13 protein-coding genes are annotated in these 17,148 nt (G+C 65.2%); 9 read left to right on the forward strand and 4 right to left on the reverse strand.

Features of this window, described 5'->3' with window-relative positions; translation table 11 throughout:
- The first annotated feature begins 181 nt into the window (after positions 1-181).
- From KSS95_RS05320 to KSS95_RS05350, 7 genes are read left to right on the forward strand one after another with little or no spacing between them, the layout of a single operon-like run.
- Complete coding sequence (locus tag KSS95_RS05320) at positions 182-1,939, forward strand: carbamoyltransferase family protein (protein ID WP_217852274.1); 1,758 nt, start codon at positions 182-184, stop codon at positions 1,937-1,939.
- On the forward strand, positions 1,923-3,053 hold the full coding sequence (locus KSS95_RS05325) for a glycosyltransferase (RefSeq protein ID WP_217852276.1): 1,131 nt from the start codon (positions 1,923-1,925) through the stop codon (positions 3,051-3,053). The genes KSS95_RS05320 and KSS95_RS05325 overlap by 17 nt, the downstream gene beginning before the upstream one ends.
- Positions 3,053-3,949 (forward strand): antimicrobial resistance protein Mig-14, encoded by an 897-nt coding sequence (locus KSS95_RS05330; RefSeq protein WP_217852278.1) that lies wholly within the window; start codon positions 3,053-3,055, stop codon positions 3,947-3,949. The genes KSS95_RS05325 and KSS95_RS05330 overlap by 1 nt, the downstream gene beginning before the upstream one ends.
- Complete coding sequence (locus tag KSS95_RS05335) at positions 3,946-5,346, forward strand: PIG-L family deacetylase (protein ID WP_217852280.1); 1,401 nt, start codon at positions 3,946-3,948, stop codon at positions 5,344-5,346. Before KSS95_RS05330 ends, KSS95_RS05335 begins: the two co-directional genes overlap by 4 nt.
- 40 nt (positions 5,347-5,386) lie before the next feature.
- Complete coding sequence (locus tag KSS95_RS05340) at positions 5,387-6,271, forward strand: DUF6625 family protein (protein WP_217852282.1); 885 nt, start codon at positions 5,387-5,389, stop codon at positions 6,269-6,271.
- A complete protein-coding gene (locus KSS95_RS05345) occupies positions 6,268-7,419 on the forward strand; it encodes a glycosyltransferase (RefSeq protein WP_217852284.1) in 1,152 nt (383 codons plus the stop codon). The genes KSS95_RS05340 and KSS95_RS05345 overlap by 4 nt, the downstream gene beginning before the upstream one ends.
- Positions 7,416-8,300, forward strand: a complete 885-nt coding sequence (locus KSS95_RS05350; RefSeq protein ID WP_217852286.1) for a glycosyltransferase — start codon at positions 7,416-7,418, stop codon at positions 8,298-8,300. Before KSS95_RS05345 ends, KSS95_RS05350 begins: the two co-directional genes overlap by 4 nt.
- Positions 8,301-8,354: 54 nt before the next feature.
- Here the strand turns inward: KSS95_RS05350 and KSS95_RS05355 are convergent, their stop codons facing one another.
- Positions 8,355-10,199, reverse strand: coding sequence for a bifunctional O-antigen ligase/aminoglycoside phosphotransferase family protein (locus tag KSS95_RS05355; RefSeq protein WP_217852289.1), 1,845 nt, complete (start codon positions 10,197-10,199; stop codon positions 8,355-8,357).
- Positions 10,200-10,336: 137 nt separating this feature from the next.
- Here KSS95_RS05355 and msbA point away from each other — a divergent pair, with 137 nt between their 5' ends.
- Positions 10,337-12,142, forward strand: a complete 1,806-nt coding sequence (gene msbA, locus KSS95_RS05360) for a lipid A export permease/ATP-binding protein MsbA (protein ID WP_217852290.1) — start codon at positions 10,337-10,339, stop codon at positions 12,140-12,142.
- Positions 12,143-12,282: 140 nt separating this feature from the next.
- A complete protein-coding gene (hldE, locus tag KSS95_RS05365; RefSeq protein ID WP_217852292.1) occupies positions 12,283-13,704 on the forward strand; it encodes a bifunctional D-glycero-beta-D-manno-heptose-7-phosphate kinase/D-glycero-beta-D-manno-heptose 1-phosphate adenylyltransferase HldE in 1,422 nt (473 codons plus the stop codon).
- 448 nt (positions 13,705-14,152) lie between these two features.
- On the opposite strand, the gene KSS95_RS05370 is transcribed toward hldE, so the two are convergent.
- The 3 genes from KSS95_RS05370 to KSS95_RS05380 are packed head-to-tail and all read right to left on the reverse strand — an operon-like array spanning position 14,153 to position 17,128.
- Entirely contained in the window at positions 14,153-15,106 is a 954-nt protein-coding gene (locus KSS95_RS05370; protein WP_217852294.1) for a metal ABC transporter ATPase, read from the reverse strand.
- Between the two features lie 37 nt (positions 15,107-15,143).
- Complete coding sequence (locus KSS95_RS05375; protein ID WP_217852296.1) at positions 15,144-15,956, reverse strand: aldo/keto reductase; 813 nt, start codon at positions 15,954-15,956, stop codon at positions 15,144-15,146.
- Positions 15,953-17,128: an NAD(P)/FAD-dependent oxidoreductase gene (locus KSS95_RS05380; protein WP_217852298.1), complete on the reverse strand. Its 1,176-nt coding sequence runs from the start codon at positions 17,126-17,128 to the stop codon at positions 15,953-15,955. Before KSS95_RS05380 ends, KSS95_RS05375 begins: the two co-directional genes overlap by 4 nt.
- Positions 17,129-17,148 lie beyond the last annotated feature (20 nt).

Consider the following 17,148-nt stretch of genomic DNA (forward strand, 5'->3'; position numbering starts at 1 on the left):
CCCCGGCAATCCCCGCGACACAACGGAAACCTGGGGCCGCTACGCGCCCCTTTCGCGACGCAAGGCCGCTCCTACAAGGGGGCGGTGTGTCCGCCATCTTTGCGTTATAATCCCGCCCTTTAGCCGCCATCCGCCCGAGTGGCCGGTGGCGCACTTCATACCGATTTGAGAGGCTAGACCCTTGGCACTGACGATTCTTGGCCTGTCCGGCGCCCTTAGCCATGACCCTTCCGCGGCCCTGTACATCGACGGCAAGCTGATTGCCGCCGCCGAAGAAGAGCGCTTCGTGCGTGACAAGCATGCGAAGAACCGCATGCCCTACGAGTCGGCGAAGTTCTGCCTGGAACAGGCCGGCATCAAGCCGTCCGACGTCGACGTGGTCGCCATTCCGTTCGCGCCCATCAGCCTGTTCGGCAAGGCCCGCTGGCACTACGCCAAGCGCTACTGGTACGCCCCGGACCGCGCCCTCGACGCGCTGCTGATGGGCAACCGCCGCTACAAGCGCTACCGCAAGAAGATCGTCTGGTGCCTGGAGCAACTGGGCTTCGATCCGAAGAAGATCAAGATCGAGCCGGTCGAGCACCACCTGGCCCACGCCTCCAGCGCCTACCACTGCTCGGGCTTCAAGGAAAAAACCGCGATCCTCGGCATCGACGGCAAGGGTGAGTACGCCACCACCTTCTTTGGCTACGGCGAAAACGGCAAGATCCACAAGATCAAGGAATTCTTCGACCCAGACTCGCTGGGCGGCCTGTATGGCGCGATCACCGAGTTCCTCGGCTTCGAGATGCTCGACGGCGAATTCAAGGTCATGGGCATGGCGCCGTATGGCGACGCCAGCAAGTACGACTTCTCGCGCCTGGCCAGCTTCGAAAACGGCGAGCTGGTGATCAACACCGAGTACGCCAACGTTATTGGCCTGCGCCGCTACAAAGAGCAGGGCAAGGGCTTCTACTTCTCGCCCAAGCTGATCGAATGGCTGGGCCCGAAACGCGAAGGCGACATCGCCGACGAGCCGTACATCCACTACGCCGCCAGCATGCAGGCGCTGTTCGAGAAGCTGGCCCTGCAGATGATCGACCACTACCTGGGCGATACCCTGAAAGAGACCGGCAAGCTGGCCTTCGCCGGCGGCTGCGCGCTGAACGTCAAGCTGAACCAGAAGATCATCGCCCGCGACGACGTGAAAGAGCTGTTCGTCCAGCCAGCGTCCGGCGACGCCGGCACCGCGGTCGGTGCCGCGGCCTACGTCTCCCACGCCCGCGGCGTGCCGGTCGAGAAGATGGAGCACGTCTACCTCGGCCCTGCGTACTCCAACGAAGACGTGATCGCTGCCTGTGCCCGTCACCCGAGCCAGCCGAAATGGCGCAAGCTTGAGAACATGCCAGAGCAGATCGCCAAGATCATGGTCGATGGCAACCCGGTGGCCTGGTTCCAGGGGCGCATGGAATTCGGTCCGCGCGCCCTGGGTGGGCGTTCGATCATCGGCTGCCCGAGCGTGGAAGGCGTGGCCGATCGCATCAACCACCAGATCAAGTTCCGCGAGCGCTGGAGGCCTTTCTGCCCGTCGATGCTCGACACCGTGGCGCCGCAGATGATCAAGATCGATCACCCGGCACCGTTCATGACCTTCACCTTCGAAGTGGCTGAAGAGTGGAAGACCCGCGTGCCGGAAGTGGTCCACGAGGACGGTACGTCCCGTGCCCAGGTGCTCAAGCGTGAGTACAACCCGCGCTACTACGACATGATGAAGGCCCTCGAGCACCTGACCGGCAACGGCGTGTCGCTGAACACCTCGCTGAACCGCCGTGGCGAACCGATGATCTGCTCGCCGACCGATGCCCTGAACATGTTCTTCGGCTCGGACCTGCAGTACCTGATCATGGAAGACATCCTGGTGGTCAAGGACGGCGCGGCACCTTATGACCAGCCGCTCTGAATTGCGCGTCCTGCAGTTTTGCCACGGCTATGACGGGCCGTTCCTCGATTGTGCCCGTCAGTACGCCAACCTGTTCCAGGGCAGCGGCTACAAGGTCACCACCGTGTTTCTCACCGGGGCAGCCGACGCGCAGGTCGCGGCCGGTTGCGCCTCGGACGAGGTGCTGTTCCTGGAATTCAGCTCCAAGGCCGTGCGCGGCCTGAAGCTGGGTGCCATCGCCGCGCTGCGCAAGATCGCCGCGCAACGCAACTTCAGCTTCTGCATCGCCCACCGCTTCAAGCCGATCTACGTCGCGCTGCTGGGCACTGGCCTGCCGGTGATCGGCGTGCACCACGCCTTCGGTGACTATGAACGCAAGGGGCGGCGGCTGTTCGCCAACCTGTTTCGCAAGCGCCTGAGCCTGCTCGGGGTATCGGACGCGGTGCGCGACGACATGCGCCACTGCCTGGCGCAGTGGCCCGCTGAACGCATCCAGACCCTGTACAACCGCATCGACGTCGAGGCGTTGCAGGCCAGCCTGGTGCCCCGCGACGAGGCTCGCCGCGCGTTGGGGCTCGATGAGCAGGCGTGGGTGGTCGGCAACGTCGGCCGTCTGCACCCGGACAAGGACCAGGCCACCTTGCTGCGAGGTTTCGCCGAAGCCTTGCCCGGCCTGCCGGCCGGCGCACGCCTGGCGATTCTTGGCAAAGGTCGGCTGGAGGCCAAGCTCAAGGCGCAGGCCGTCGAACTGGGCATTGCCGGGCACGTCGATTTCCTCGGCCAGGTGGTGGATGCCCGCCGCTATTTCCAGGCGTTCGACGTCTTTGCCCTGAGCTCGGACCACGAGCCGTTCGGCATGGTTCTGCTCGAGGCCATGGTTGCCGGAGTACCGGTGCTGGCCACGGCCTGCGGCGGCGCCCGCGAGGTGGTCGAGGGTGTCGGCGTGCTGTTTGCGCTGCGCGATGCCGCGCAGTTGGCCCAGGGCCTGCAACACATGGCCGGGCTGGATGCGCAGCAGCGCGCGGCCTGCGCCCAGCATATGCTGCTGCGCCTGCGCCAGCGCTTCAGTGACCAGGCGGTCCGCGAGGCCTTCTGGCAACTGCCGCACGTGCGCGCGCTGGTCGCGGAGGCCTGATGCTCAAGCATTTTCAAGCCTGGCGCGAACGTGGCTGGCAGGTTATCGACGCGGCCGCCTACGCCGAGGCCTGGCAGCGTTTCGGGGGCAGTGTCGCGAGCCACCCTCTGGTGCTCGAACAGTTGGCCGAGCTGGCCGATATCCCGGTGCGTTACCTGGGCTGGCAGCAAGCTGGCGAGCTCAAGGCCGCCGTGCCGACATGGGGGCGTCATCTGGCGCTGTCCAAGGACGTGCTCAAGCGCCACGGCAAGAAAGGCCTGTTCGACCTGGGCAACGCCGAAATTATCCTGCCCGCCGCCTGTGATGCCGCAGCGCCCCTGCGCCACGCCGGGCGCTACCTTTCGGCGCTCAATGAGGGCCGCTTCAGCGGCTTGAAGGCACAGCCGGAGCAACTGGCCATGGCCCGTGCGCACGAAGACCTGTCGAAGAAGTTTCGCTACAACCAGCGGCGCGAACTACGCCTGCTGGAAGAGGCGGGCGGGCTGGTGCGGCCGATCAGCGATTTCAGCGCGGCCGAGATCGCCGCCATGTACTGCGATCTGTTCCAGCGCCGCTGGGGCTTCCCGGCAACCGGCGCGGCGCGCATGGCTGAGGTGGTCGAACGCTTGCGCGCGCTGCTGATCGGCTCGGTGTTGTTTCTGCAGGGCGCGCCGATCGCCATCCAGCTGGTGTATCGCGTCGAGGCTGCGCAGTGGATCAGCGTCGAATACGTCAACGGTGGCGTCGACCCTGAAACCAAGGCCTTCAGCCCCGGCAGCGTGCTGAGCTTTCTCAATACCCAGGCTGCCTGGGAGGACGCCAATGCCCGTGGCAAGGCGTTGCGTTTCTCATTCGGGCGAGCAGATCGCGAGTACAAGGACCGATGGTGCAACCCTGTGCCGGTGTTCCAGTCATGAGTCGCAAGCAGCAACTGCTCAAGCGCCACCGGCGCAACAAGCGTATCGGCCTGCTGGCGGCGTTGGCCGCTCTGCTGTTGCTGGCGCTGTTCAGCTGGTGGTGGCTGCCGTTGCTGTTGCTGCCGCTGCTGTGGGTGGCGCACGAGGCCTGGTTCGCCGACCACCTGTTCTATGCGCCGACCGACGACTACGCCTATCGCTTCGCGCAAACCGACGAGGTGCCTGGGGTCAGCCTTGCAGCGGGGCGCCTGGTTGTCCCGGGGCTGCAAGTGCAGGGTGATGAAACCCTGGTGCTGCAGGTGGGCCTGCGCTGTGGCTGGCTGGGGCGCTTGCTCGATCCCGGCGTGCGCGTGTCCTGCGCCGAAGGTGACGACCTGCAGGTCTTCGAGCGCGGTGTGCGCGGCCTGCGCTATCTCAATCTCAGCGGCATGGGCCCGGCGTTGGCCGAAGGGCGCCTGACCCTGGCCGGTCGCTATTGCCGACTGGTCGGGCAGCCTCGGCTGTGGCTGTTCCGCCAGGCCGATCCTCGTCGCCAGCGGGTCATGGTCATCGCGCCACATGCCGACGACGCCGAGTTGGCGGCCTATGGCCTGTATCGCCAGGCCGACGAAGCCTGGATCGTTACGCTGACCGCGGGTGAAATCGAGGCCGAGCATTACCAGCGGATGGGCCTGGAGCGCGCCGAGGCCGCGCGTCTGAAAGGGCGTCTGCGGGCTTGGGACAGCTTGGCGGTGCCGCTCTGGGCGGGTGTGCCGCAGGCGCGGTGTGCGCAATTGGGTTATTTCTGTCTGCAACTGCCAGCCATGCGCGCGGCGCCGGATCAGCCGGTGGGATCGCGCGAGGCCGAACTGAGCGACACGCGACCGTTCCGCCAGCTCAACAGCCTGGCCCTGCCGGGCGACGATGGCGTGCCGAGCTGGAACAACCTGCTGGCCGACCTGCGCGCGCTGTTGCTCAAGGCGCGCCCTGAGGTGGTGGTCATGCCGCATCCGGCCCTTGACCCGCACCCTGACCATGTCTGCGCCGAGCAGGCGGTGCGCGAGGCCTTGCAGGGGCTTGAGTGGCAGCCGACGCTATTGCTCGGCTACGCCAATCACCTGCACGATAACGACCGCTGGCCGATGGGCGACAGTGGCGCAGGGGTGGCGTTGCCACCGGTGATGGACGACCAGGCGCTGGGGAGGCCCTGCTGTCTGTCACTTGACACTGCGCTGCAATACGACAAGGCCATGGCGCTGGGTATGATGCATGACCTGCAGCCGCGGCCGCCGTTCAAGCGCCGCCTGCGCCGGCTGATCCAGCGCTGCCTGGCGGGGCGTCGCCCTTCACCGTTCGGTGAGAACGAGTTCTTCCGCAAGGCGGTGCGCCGCCACGAGCTGTTCTGGATACTCAAGTAGAACAACGATGTATGGATACATCAGATAAAGTGAGCTTCAAGTGAACCTACCGACTCCACGCGTCCTGTTCGTCATCCCGTATTTCGGGCAATGGCCGTTCTGGATGCCGTTCTTCCTCGAAAGTTGCCGGCGCAATGCGGATATCGACTGGCTGTTGTTCAGCGACTGCGGCATGCCGGCGGATGTGCCCGCCAACGTGCGCATCGAGGCGATCAGCTATGGCGAATACTGCCAGCTGGTGTCCGAGCGCCTGGGTATCGACTTTGCCCCGCAGCAGCCGTACAAGCTGTGCGACATCAAGCCGGCGCTGGGCTATATCCACGCGGACCGCCTGGAAGGCTACGACTTCTGGGCATTCGGCGATATCGACCTGGTGTATGGCGATCTGCGCGCGTATTTCACCAACGAGCGCCTGGCGCGTTTCGACTTTTTCTCCACCCATGAGCGGCGCGTGGCCGGGCATCTGTGCCTGATGCGCAACACGCCCTGCAAGCGTGCCTTGTTCATGGGCATGAAGGGCTGGCGCACACGCTTCACCGACCAGGAGCACCACGCGCTCGACGAAGGGGCGTTCAGTCGCTTGTTCCTGCGCCGCAAGAACCTGCCCAAGCCGTTGTTCAAGCTGTTCGGCCAGCTGAACCCGTTGCGTCGGCGCAGTGATTTCACCGAGGCCTACAGCACGCCGGATGGCTGCATCGCCTGGCATGACGGCAGCAACGTGTTCCCCAAGACCTGGTACTGGCGCGAGGGGCGCCTGAGCAACGATCTGGATGGCGAGCGCGCTTTCCCTTACTTCCACTTCGTGTGCTGGAAGCGCAACGAATGGTCGAAGCTGGCCATACCCGACCCGCAGCAGGTGCGTGACATGGCAGCCTCGTCGAACTGGGTCATCAATGACCGCGGTTTTCATCAGGAAAACGTATGAAGCAGCGTTACAAGGTCTTGCAGTTGCAGCCGGACTACAACATCAAGCAGCATGATTTTGCCGACCTGGCCGAGCAGATCTTCAAGGCGCTGCCGGCCGAGCGCTTCGAGACCACGATGGCCTTCCTCAAGGGCAAGCCGGCCCCGGGCCAGCCGGTCAGCCGTGCCGAGCGCTCGGTGTATTTCGAGTTCTCCGACAAGGCGCTCAAAGGCATGCGCCTGAAAGCCCTGTGGCAGTTGTTCCAGTTCTGCCGTCGGGAGAAGTTCGATGTGGTCATCTGCAACCGCTTCAAGCCAGTGAACATGCTGCTGCAGCTCAATCGCTGGTTGAAGATCCCGTTGTGCATCGGGATCTCCCATGGTTTCGGTGAGTACGACCGCTTCTACCGCCGGCGGCAGACCCAGCGCCTGATCAGCCGGAACTGGCAGTTCGTCGGCGTCTCGCCCGCAGTCAAGCAGTACCTGCTTGACTGCAAGTGTGGCTTTACCGATGCCAATACCCACGGCATCACCAATGCCATCGATATCGAGCAGGCCGAAGCCCTGCAGCTTGACCGTGCCGAGGCTCGGCAGCGGCTCGGCCTGGCGCAGGATGCCCGCCTGATTGGCGCGCTCGGGCGCCTGGTGCCGGTCAAGGGACATACCTATCTGCTGCAGGCGTTCGCCGCACTCAAGGACAAGTACCCTGACGCGCAATTGGCCATTATCGGTGCCGGGCGCGAGCAGGCACGCCTGCAGGCAGACATCGAGCGCTTGGGCCTGGGCGGGCGCGCGCACTTGCTGGGGTTCCAGGAGAATGCCTTGCAGTATGTCCGGGCGTTCGATGTGTGGACCATGCCGTCGTTGGCCGAAGGGCTCGGCCTGGCGCTGCTCGAGGGCATGAGTGGCCACCTGCCAGTGATCGCCACCGACGTGCCGGCCATGCTGCCGTTGATCCAGGGTGCCGGCGGCCTGGCGGTGAAACCCGCCGACGTGGCCAGCCTGACCGCGGCCTTGGATGCTTACCTGGCACTCGACGATCAGGCCCTGCGCGCCAAGGGTGAGCAGGCTTATCAGTATCTCAACCACCACCACGACATCGAAGTGTTCCGTCAGAAGTATCTGAAGTTGATCGAGTCGGGCTTGTCCGCTGCAAAGGAGTCGAAATGACTGCGTACCAACCCCTGGTGACGGTGATCATCGCATCGTACAACCACGGGCCCTACATTGAGGAAAGCATCCTCAGTGTGCTCAATCAGACCTACCCGAACATCGAGTTGCTGGTCGTGGATGATGGCTCGCCCGACGACAGTGTGGAGCGCATCCAGCGTCTGCAGGAAAAACACGGTTTCGATTTTCGCGTGCAGAAGAACATGGGGCTCACCCACACGCTCAATAGCGCGGTGGCTCGGGCCAAGGGCGAGCTGATCGCGCCATTCGGTTCCGATGACATCATGATGCCCGACCGCATCGCGATTCAGGTCGAGTACATGGCCGACAAGCCGGAAGTGGGCATCTGCGCAGGCAACATCGAGCTGATCGATTCGCAGGGCACGCTGTTCCCCGAAGAGCGCCAGCGCCGCAACGTACCGTTCCGGCGCATGGACTTCGACGACATGTTCCTCGAGCGCAAGCCTTATCCGCCGGCACCGACCTTGCTGTTCCGTCGTGAAGCGCTGGAGAAGGTCGGTGGCTTCGACCCGAACATCCGTCTCGAGGACTTGCTCATCGAGCTGAAGGTCACCCGCGCCGGGTACTTCATCGACGGCCTGAGTGTAGTGATGGCGCGTTATCGCAAGCACGCGACCAACTCCTACAAGAACCACCGCTTCATGATCGACAACATCATGCGCACCTACGCCTTGTTCCGCGACCACCCCTGCTATGAAGAGGTGAAGTACAAGGCGCTGAACTCGATGTTCCTGAAGACCAGCAACCGTGATCGGGCGCTGGCTCGCGAACTGCTCGCGCAGATCCCGCTGCGCCAGTTCACCCGCAAGACCTGGCGGGGGCTGGGCCGCCTGTACTTCAGCCCGCTGGAGCGTGGCTGAGACAAATGAAGAAGGGGCGCGTTGCGCCCCTTCTGCTACCTCGTCTCTGTCGCCTCAGGCCCTGTTCGCCTGGATATGCCGCTCGAGGCGTGCCACGGCCGGGGCACTGGCCTGGTCGGCATAACCTTCCAGCAACTGTGCGACATGGGCCTCGAACAGCCAGCCACGGTCCTGCTGGTAGCGCTGCATGTGGCGCAGGTTGCGCTGGCGCAGTTCCAGTGACAGAGGGGACGGCAGGATGCGCATGTCGGCCACGTCGATCAGCGCCAGTTCACCTTCATTGATCAGTACATTGCCCAGGTGCAGCGAGCGGAAGTACACGCCTTGCTCGTGCAGCTGCGCCAGGTAGCGGCCAAAGCGCAGGGTCAGCGCCTGGCGCGCCTCCACGCTGGGCGCCTGTTCCAGGGCCTGGCGCAGGGTGTGCCCCGGCAGCGGCTGGTAGTGCACGGCGGTGCTGTCGTCGGCAAGGCGGTACAGTCCGAGGATACGCGGCGCCACGAAGCCCAGGGTGACCAGTTGCTGGCTATTGTTGGCAAAGCGCGTGGCATAAGGGTTGAAGCTGCCGGAGGTAAGCCAGCGGCGACGACGGAACAGCTTGAGGAAGCTGCCATCAGCCAGGCGCAGGACCTTCGGCCCCAGGCCGTCTTCCTCGATGACGTGGGCGTTGGCCATGAGTTGGCGGGCAGCCTCTGGGGCCAGGGCCTGCATCACCTGTTGGGGCAGCATTCCTGTGCGCCGGGCGATGTTCAAGGCGCCAAGCAGCGCGAGGGGGATCCACAGCAGGAACCAGTGCTCCTTGGGCCGGGACATGATACCGCCGCCTTCGGTCAGGCCGGCGGCGATGCCGTACATCAGCAAGGTGGAGGCCAGCACGAACAGGGGGTTGGCGCGATTGCGCCAGCCGCTGTACAGGCCGTACCCCAGCAAGCCCAGCCAGGGCAGCAGGCCGAGCAGGCCAACGTCATAGAGCACGCCAAGGGCAAAGTTATGGGGTTCGCTCAGGGTGTAACCGGCGCTTGTATCCAGCGTCAGCGGCGTGCCATAGCCATGCCCCAGCAGTGGGCGCTGGCTGATCAGCTCGAGTGCCATGCGCCAGATTTCAAAGCGCAACGAAGAGCCTCGCTCCAGAATCATCTGCCCGAAAAGCAGCACCGTCGCGACCGCAGCCAGCACCAGGCCGGCCAGCAATAGTTTGGCGCGGCCGTCGCGGCGCAGGCAGGCCAGCCAGATTGCGGCCAGGGTCATGGCCAGCAGCGGTGTGCGTGAACCTGTGGCAAGGATCAGCACGCCCATCACCGCCAGGGCGCAGCCACTGATCGCCAGTACCCGCAGGTCGCGGCTGGTCATGCACAGCACAAGCCAATAGATGCTGAAGAAGCCAAACAGATGCGAGCTCAGCAGCGGATTGTCCAGTGCGCCACCCCCGATCAGGCGCTGATCAGTCGGCGGGTGCTGGAAAAAATCGACCAGCGCCGGCAGGGTGCCGAACAGCGCCACCAGGGCACTGGCCAGTAGCAGCGGTGGCAAGGCTTCCAGGCGGTGGCGCACGAGCAAGGTCATGCCGGCGAACAGCATGAAGATATGCAGCGGGCGCTTGATCAGGCTGGACGTGCCCTCATCGCTGGCGCTCCAGCCCAGGCTGACGATGGCAATCGCGGCGAACAGCACGAACAGCTGTACCAGTGGCTCGCGCAGCAAAGGCTTGAACTCGCCTGGGCGCAGGCACAGGGCGAGCAGCGTCGGAATGCTGAACAGCGCGTAATAGAGCTTGTGCTGCACGCTACGTTCGGGGAACAGGAACAGCGCGCTGAGCAGGAAGAACAACCCGGCCGGTAGCAGCCACAGGCTGATCGTATCGAAGAGGCGGTTGGCCCCGGTCTTGACGCAACTCAGATGCATGGCAAGGAACGACGGTTGAAAAAGGGGCGGCCATGTTAGCGCAAGTTGTCCGGCGGTGCGCTGTCATCTGGCCAGCTTGGATGCAGTTCCGGCGCCTGTGGTAAAGTCTGCGTCCCTCTTTGGATTGCTCACCTGTCATGACCGAAACCAGCGGCTCCTCGAGCCCTTCGAGCCTGAAGATCTACTTCCGCCTGCTCGGCTACGTGCGGCCTTACATCGGCCTGTTCCTGCTGAGTATCGTGGGCTTTCTGATCTTCGCATCGACCCAGCCGATGCTGGGCTACATCCTCAAGTATTTCGTCGACGGGTTGTCCAACCCCGAGGCCAGCCTGTTCCCGAACGTGCCCTACCTGCGCGACCTGCAACTGCTGCACACGGTACCGGTGCTGATCATCCTGATCGCCGCCTGGCAGGGGCTGGGCTCCTACCTGGGCAACTATTTCCTGGCCAAGGTCTCGTTGGGGTTGGTCCATGACCTGCGCGTGCAGTTGTTCAACAACCTGCTGACCTTGCCCAATCGCTACTTCGACCAGAACAACTCCGGGCACCTGATCTCGCGGATCACCTTCAACGTGACCATGGTCACCGGCGCGGCCACCGATGCCATCAAGGTGGTCATACGCGAGGGCATGACCGTGGTGTTCCTGTTCGGCTCGCTGCTGCTGATGAACTGGCGCCTGACCTTGGTGATGGTGGCCATCCTGCCGTTGATCGCCTTCATGGTCGGTCGCGCCAGCAAGAAATTCCGCAAGCAGAGCAAGAAGATCCAGGTGGCCATGGGCGATGTCACCCACGTCGCCTCGGAAACCATCCAGGGCTACCGCGTGGTGCGCAGCTTCGGCGGCGAGGTCTACGAGCGCGAGCGCTTCCTCAAGGCCAGCCAGAGCAACACCGACAAGCAACTGCGCATGACCCGCACCGGCGCCATCTACACGCCGCTGTTGCAACTGGTCATCTACATGGCCATGGCTATCCTGATGTTCCTGGTGTTGTACCTGCGTGGTGATTCCTCCGCAGGCGACATGGTGGCCTACATCACCCTGGCCGGCTTGCTGCCCAAGCCTATTCGCCAGTTGTCCGAGGTCAGCTCGACCATCCAGAAGGGCGTCGCCGGTGCCGAGAGCATCTTCGAGCAGCTGGACGAGCCGCAGGAAGTGGACAAGGGGACCGTGGAGCGTGATGCGCTGAGCGGCCGTCTCGAGGTGCGCAACCTCAGCTTCACCTACCCGGGCACTGAGCGCCAGGTGCTCAGCGATATCGACTTCACGGTCGAACCGGGGCAGATGGTGGCACTGGTCGGGCGCTCTGGCAGCGGCAAGTCGACCCTGGCCAGCCTGATTCCGCGCTTCTACCACCACAGCAAGGGCGAGATTCTGCTCGATGGCGTCGAGGTGGAGGATTTCAAGCTGCTCAACCTGCGCCGGCACATTGCCCAGGTGACCCAGCATGTGACGCTGTTCAGCGACACGATTGCTAACAATATCGCCTACGGCGACCTTGCCGGAGCCCCCCGCGAAGCGATCGAAGCCGCGGCCGAGGCGGCTTACGCCAAGGATTTCGTCGAGCAACTGCCGCACGGTTTCGACACCCAGGTCGGGGAGAACGGCGTGCTGCTGTCCGGTGGCCAGCGCCAGCGCCTGGCAATTGCCCGGGCGCTGCTCAAGGATGCGCCGCTGCTGATCCTCGACGAGGCCACCTCGGCCCTGGATACTGAGTCCGAACGGCATATCCAGGCGGCTCTCGACCATGTCATGAAGGGCCGTACCACCCTGGTCATCGCCCACCGCCTGTCGACCATCGAGAAGGCTGACATGATCCTGGTCATGGATCAGGGGCGCATCGTCGAACGCGGCAACCATGCCACGCTGATGGCCCAGAACGGCTACTACGCCCGTCTGCACGCCATGGGCCTGGACGAGCCCGACACCGCCGACGTGACCTGATACCTGGCAGGGCGGCGGCGCCCTGGATGGCGCCGCCGTTTCGCCTGTCCCCTCGACAGATGCCTGGGCCGGCGCGCTCAGACGTTTGTTCGCCTGTGCTAATATCCTGCCCCTGTTCACTTTTCCAATATGGGTTGCCCATGAAGTTGTCCATGCCGCGTTTCGATCAAGCCCCCGTATTGGTGGTCGGCGATGTCATGCTCGACCGCTACTGGCATGGCGGTACTTCACGTATTTCGCCTGAAGCGCCGGTGCCGGTGGTCAAGGTCGATCAGATCGAGGACCGCCCCGGCGGTGCGGCCAACGTTGCCTTGAACATCGCCGCCCTCGGCGCCCCGGCGGCGCTGGTTGGCGTCACTGGCCAGGACGAGGCTGCCGACAGCCTTGCCAACAGCCTGCAAGCCGCCGGCGTGCGCTCGATCTTCCAGCGCATCGCCCACCAACCGACCATCGTCAAGCTGCGGGTGATGAGCCGTCACCAGCAACTGCTGCGCATCGACTTCGAAGAGCCCTTCGCCACCGACCCACTGTCGCTGGGCGCCGAGGTCGACGGCCTGCTCGAAGGCGTCAAGGTGCTGGTGCTGTCCGACTACGGCAAGGGGGCGCTGAAGAACCACCAGGCGCTGATCCAGGCCGCTCGTGCCAAGGGCATCCCGGTGCTGGCCGACCCCAAGGGCAAGGACTTCTCGATCTACCGCGGCGCCAGCCTGATCACCCCGAACCTCAGCGAGTTCGAGACCATTGTCGGTCGTTGCGCCGATGAGGCCGAGTTGGTCGGCAAAGGCCTGAAGCTGCTCGAGGAACTGGACCTGGGTGCCTTGCTGGTGACCCGTGGCGAGCACGGCATGACCCTGCTGCGCACCGGCCATCCGGCCCTGCACCTGCCGGCCCGGGCCCGCGAGGTGTTCGATGTCACCGGTGCCGGTGACACCGTGATTTCCACCCTCGCCGCCGCCATCGCCGCCGGCGAGGACCTGCCCCACGCGGTGGCCCTGGCCAACCTGGCCGCTGGCATCGTGGTTGGCAAGCTGGGTACCGCGGCCATCAGCGCGCCCGAGCTGCGCCGGGCGATCCAGCGCGAGGAAGGTTCCGAGCGCGGCGTGCTGGGCCTGGAGCAGTTGTTGCTGGCCATTGACGATGCCCGCGCGCACAACGAGAAGATTGTCTTCACCAATGGCTGTTTCGACATTCTTCATGCTGGCCATGTCACCTATCTGGAACAGGCTCGCGCCCAGGGTGATCGCCTGATCGTCGCGATCAACGACGATGCCTCGGTCAGCCGCTTGAAAGGCCCAGGCCGGCCGATCAACAGCGTCGACCGGCGCATGGCGGTGCTGGCTGGTCTGGGCGCGGTGGACTGGGTGATCAGCTTCCCCGAGGACACCCCGGAGAACCTGTTGCGCCAGGTGAAACCTGATGTGCTGGTCAAGGGCGGCGACTACGGCATTGACCAGGTGGTTGGTGCCGATATCGTCAAGGCCTATGGCGGCACGGTGAAGGTGCTGGGCTTGGTGGAAAACAGCTCGACCACGGCGATCGTCGAGAAGATCCGCAAGCACTGAGGTGGATCATCGTGGTGCCTGGCACCGGCTGTGCCGGTGTTCGCCGGCAAGGCCGGCTCCTACGCCGTCTGTGACCTGCAATGCCCGTAGGAGCCAGCCTTGCTGGCGAACCAGGCACCGCGCGATTCGCCGGCAATGCCGGTGCCCACAGCCCCCATCGCCCGTAGGAGCCAGCTTGCTGGCGAACCAGGCACCGCGCAATTCGCCGGCAACCCTGCGCCCACAGCACCCATCGCCCGTAGGAGCCAGCCTTGCTGGCGAACCAGGCGCCGCGTGATTCGCCGGCAATGGCGGCGCCTACAGCACCCACCGCCCGTAGGAGCCAGCTTGCTGGCGAACCAGGCACCGCGCAATTCGCCGGCAACCCTGCGCCCACAGCACCCATCGCCCGTAGGAGCCAGCCTTGCTGGCGAACCAGGCGCCGCGCTATTGGCCGGCAACCCGGCGCCTACAGGACGCGGGCGAGCAGTTTCTTGGCCTTGTCACTGAACCGCTCCAGGTGCGACGCCGGTTCGCGCTTGCGCTCCACCAGGCCCTGCAGCTTCAGCCAATCCTTCCAGCGTACCCGCTCATCCCGCACCACCCAGCCATCCTGTGGCGCAAAGCTCTCGGCCAGCCACAGGCCGCGGGTGCTCGCCTGCACCAACTGGTCCTTCTTCAGGGTGTACAGCTCAGCCAGCGGTTGACCATCCTGCAACGGCATCAGGTACAAATCCGGCCGCTTGCGGTTCAGCCGTGCCACCAGTTGATCGCCTTCGAGTCGTTCGTCGACATGGAACAGGCTCAGCCCCTTGGCCTCCCGGGGCACCTGCAGGCGCAGGTCGTAGATAAGCTGCAGCGATGCGGTGGGCAGGTGCACATAGGCCCGTGGCCGTTCCAATAGCATCAGGTTGGCGCAGTGCACCGGGCGAGCGGCGCCGGACGCCGGCGTCAGCACGAAGGGCAGGGCTTCGCGATAGTGCAGCGCGGCAGCGTAGGGCGCCGGCAGCCAGGTGTCGTTGAAGCGCCCGCCCAGCCAGCCCTCCGGGGTTTCCAGCAGGCACTCCTCGGCCACCTCCTGGATGGCGGTGTGCAGCGGCAGGTTCAACTCGTGGGCAGGCACGTAGCCGGAGATCAGCTTGAGCACCACGTCGCCGCGGTCCTGGCGGCGTTGGCGCACCAGCACCCAGTAGTCGCGGCCCTGCCAGTGCAAGGTCAGGCGTACCGACACGCCGAGGTTGGCCAGTTCGACCACGAAGCGCTGCGGGTCGGCCAGCTGGATGGCCTTGCGCCGCTGCAGGGTCTGGGCGAAGTTCAGTGGCATGCCGATGCTCTGGTAGCTCAGGCCCTCGGGGCTGGCCTCGACATGCAGGGGCAGGGTCTTGAAATTGCTCGGATTCTTGCGGATCAGCGTTCGCGGCACGAGGCTCCTCCTTGCGTTGACTCCGGGCCCGGGCGGCTCAGGGCCGGCCGAGAATACGGGCGACGGTGGCCACGTTATGGGCCAGGTGCAGCGGATTGATGGTGCCGACGATGGCACTGCTCACGCCGGGGTGGGCAAACAGCAACTCGAAACTGGCCTGCACCGGGTCGACCCCGGGCGCCAGGCAGATATGCCCGCTGGCGAGGGCCTTCTTCACCAGGATGGCCTTGCCGTGTTCGGCAGCGTAGTCGAGCACCGGGCGCTCTGCCTGCTCGTTGAGGTTGTAGGTGACCATGGCGCAATCACCTTGCTCCAGCGCTTTCAGGCCGCCAGCGACGGTCTTGCCGGACAGCCCATAGCCGAGGATCTTGCCTTCCTGCTTCAGCGCCGCCAGGGTTTCATACACGCCCTGCTGCTCGAGGATGGCCAGGTCGTTGCCGTCGGAGTGCACCAGCACCAGTTCGATACGGTCGGTTTCCAGGCGCTTGAGGCTGCGTTCCACCGATCGGCGGGTATGGGCGGCGCTGAAGTCGAAGTGCGACTGGCCGGCGTCGAACTCCTCGCCGACCTTGCTGACGATCACCCACTGCTCGCGCTGGCCGCGCAGCAATGGGCCGAGGCGCTCTTCACTGCGACCATAGGCGGGTGCGGTGTCGATCAGGTTGATGCCCAGCTCGCGGGCTTGGGCCAGCAGCAGGCGGGCGGCATCGTCATCGGGGATGGTGAAGCCGTTGGGGTATTTCACCCCCTGGTCGCGGCCCAGCTTGACCGTGCCCAGGCCCAGTGGCGAAACCCGCAGGCCGGTGCTGCCCAGCGGGCGCTGATGGTCGTGCAGGGTTGGCAGGCTCATGGCAGCAGTTGCTCCCAGGCCGGCACGCCCAGCGCCGGGCGGGGCAGGTCGGCGAGCTGTGCTTGCGCGGCTGGGCGGATGCCATCGCGTTCGAAGCTGGCCAGTACGCGGTCGGCGAAGTCCGGCGCCAGGGCCAGCTTGGTCGGCCAGCCCACCAGCAGGCGCTGCTGCTCGGCGAGGAAGGCGTTGTCCGGGCGCGCCAGGCCCGATTGCGCAGGCTCGGCGCGGTCGATACGCAGGGTGGCCCAGCGCATCTGGCTTTGATCGACCCAAGGCATCAGGCTGGCGACCTCCTTTTGCGCCGCGGCAATTTGCGCGGCAGGCTCGCGGGCCACGCCATCGGCCTCGGCCAGGTCGCCACCGAGGTACCACACCCACTGGCCGTCGGCCGCCGGGTGGCTGGTCACGGTGATGCGCGGCTTGGGCCCGCCCCCCAGGCAATGGGCGTACAGCGGCTTGAGGTTCGGGCCCTTGGCCAGGACCATGTGCAGTGGCCGGCGCTGCATGGCTGGCTGGTTGAGGCCGAGGGCGCGCAGCAGCGCTTCGGTGCCGCCACCGGCGCTGAGGACGATGCGCTGCGCGCGGATCTGGCGGCCATCGACGATCAGCCCGACCAGCTCATCGCCTTCGCGCAGCGGCTCGATGCGCTCGCCGGCCAGCAGGCTGTCGCCGGCCAGTTGGGCCAGGTTGGCCAGCAGGCTGGGGACGTCGATGACCAGCTCGGCCAGGCGGTAGACCTTGCCCTTGAACGCGCGGTCCTGCAGGGCCGGCGGCAATTGCTCGCCCTTGACCTGGTCGACTCGGCCGCGCACGGCCTTGCTGGCGAAGAAACTGGTGAGGTTGCCGGCCAGGGTGCCGGGCGACCACAGGTAGTGGGCCTCGGACAACAGGCGGGTGTGGGTGAGGTCCAGCTCGCCGTTGCCGGCCAGGGCCTCGCGCCAGCGCCGCGGCATGTCGGCGATGGCCTCGGAGGCGCCGGTCAGGGCACCGTGCAGGGCGTACTTGGTGCCGCCATGGATGATGCCCTGGGACTTGATGGTCTGTTCGCCGCCAAGGCTGGCACGCTCCACCAGCACCGTCGAGTAGCCCTGGCCGCGCAGGCGGGCGTTGAGCCAGAGGCCTGCGACCCCGGCGCCGACGATCAGCACGTCAGTGGAAATGGCAGATGGCATGCGGGCACCTCGAAAGCTGG

The organism is Pseudomonas muyukensis, assembly GCF_019139535.1.
In the GTDB taxonomy this organism is placed as follows: Bacteria; Pseudomonadota; Gammaproteobacteria; order Pseudomonadales; family Pseudomonadaceae; genus Aquipseudomonas; species Aquipseudomonas muyukensis.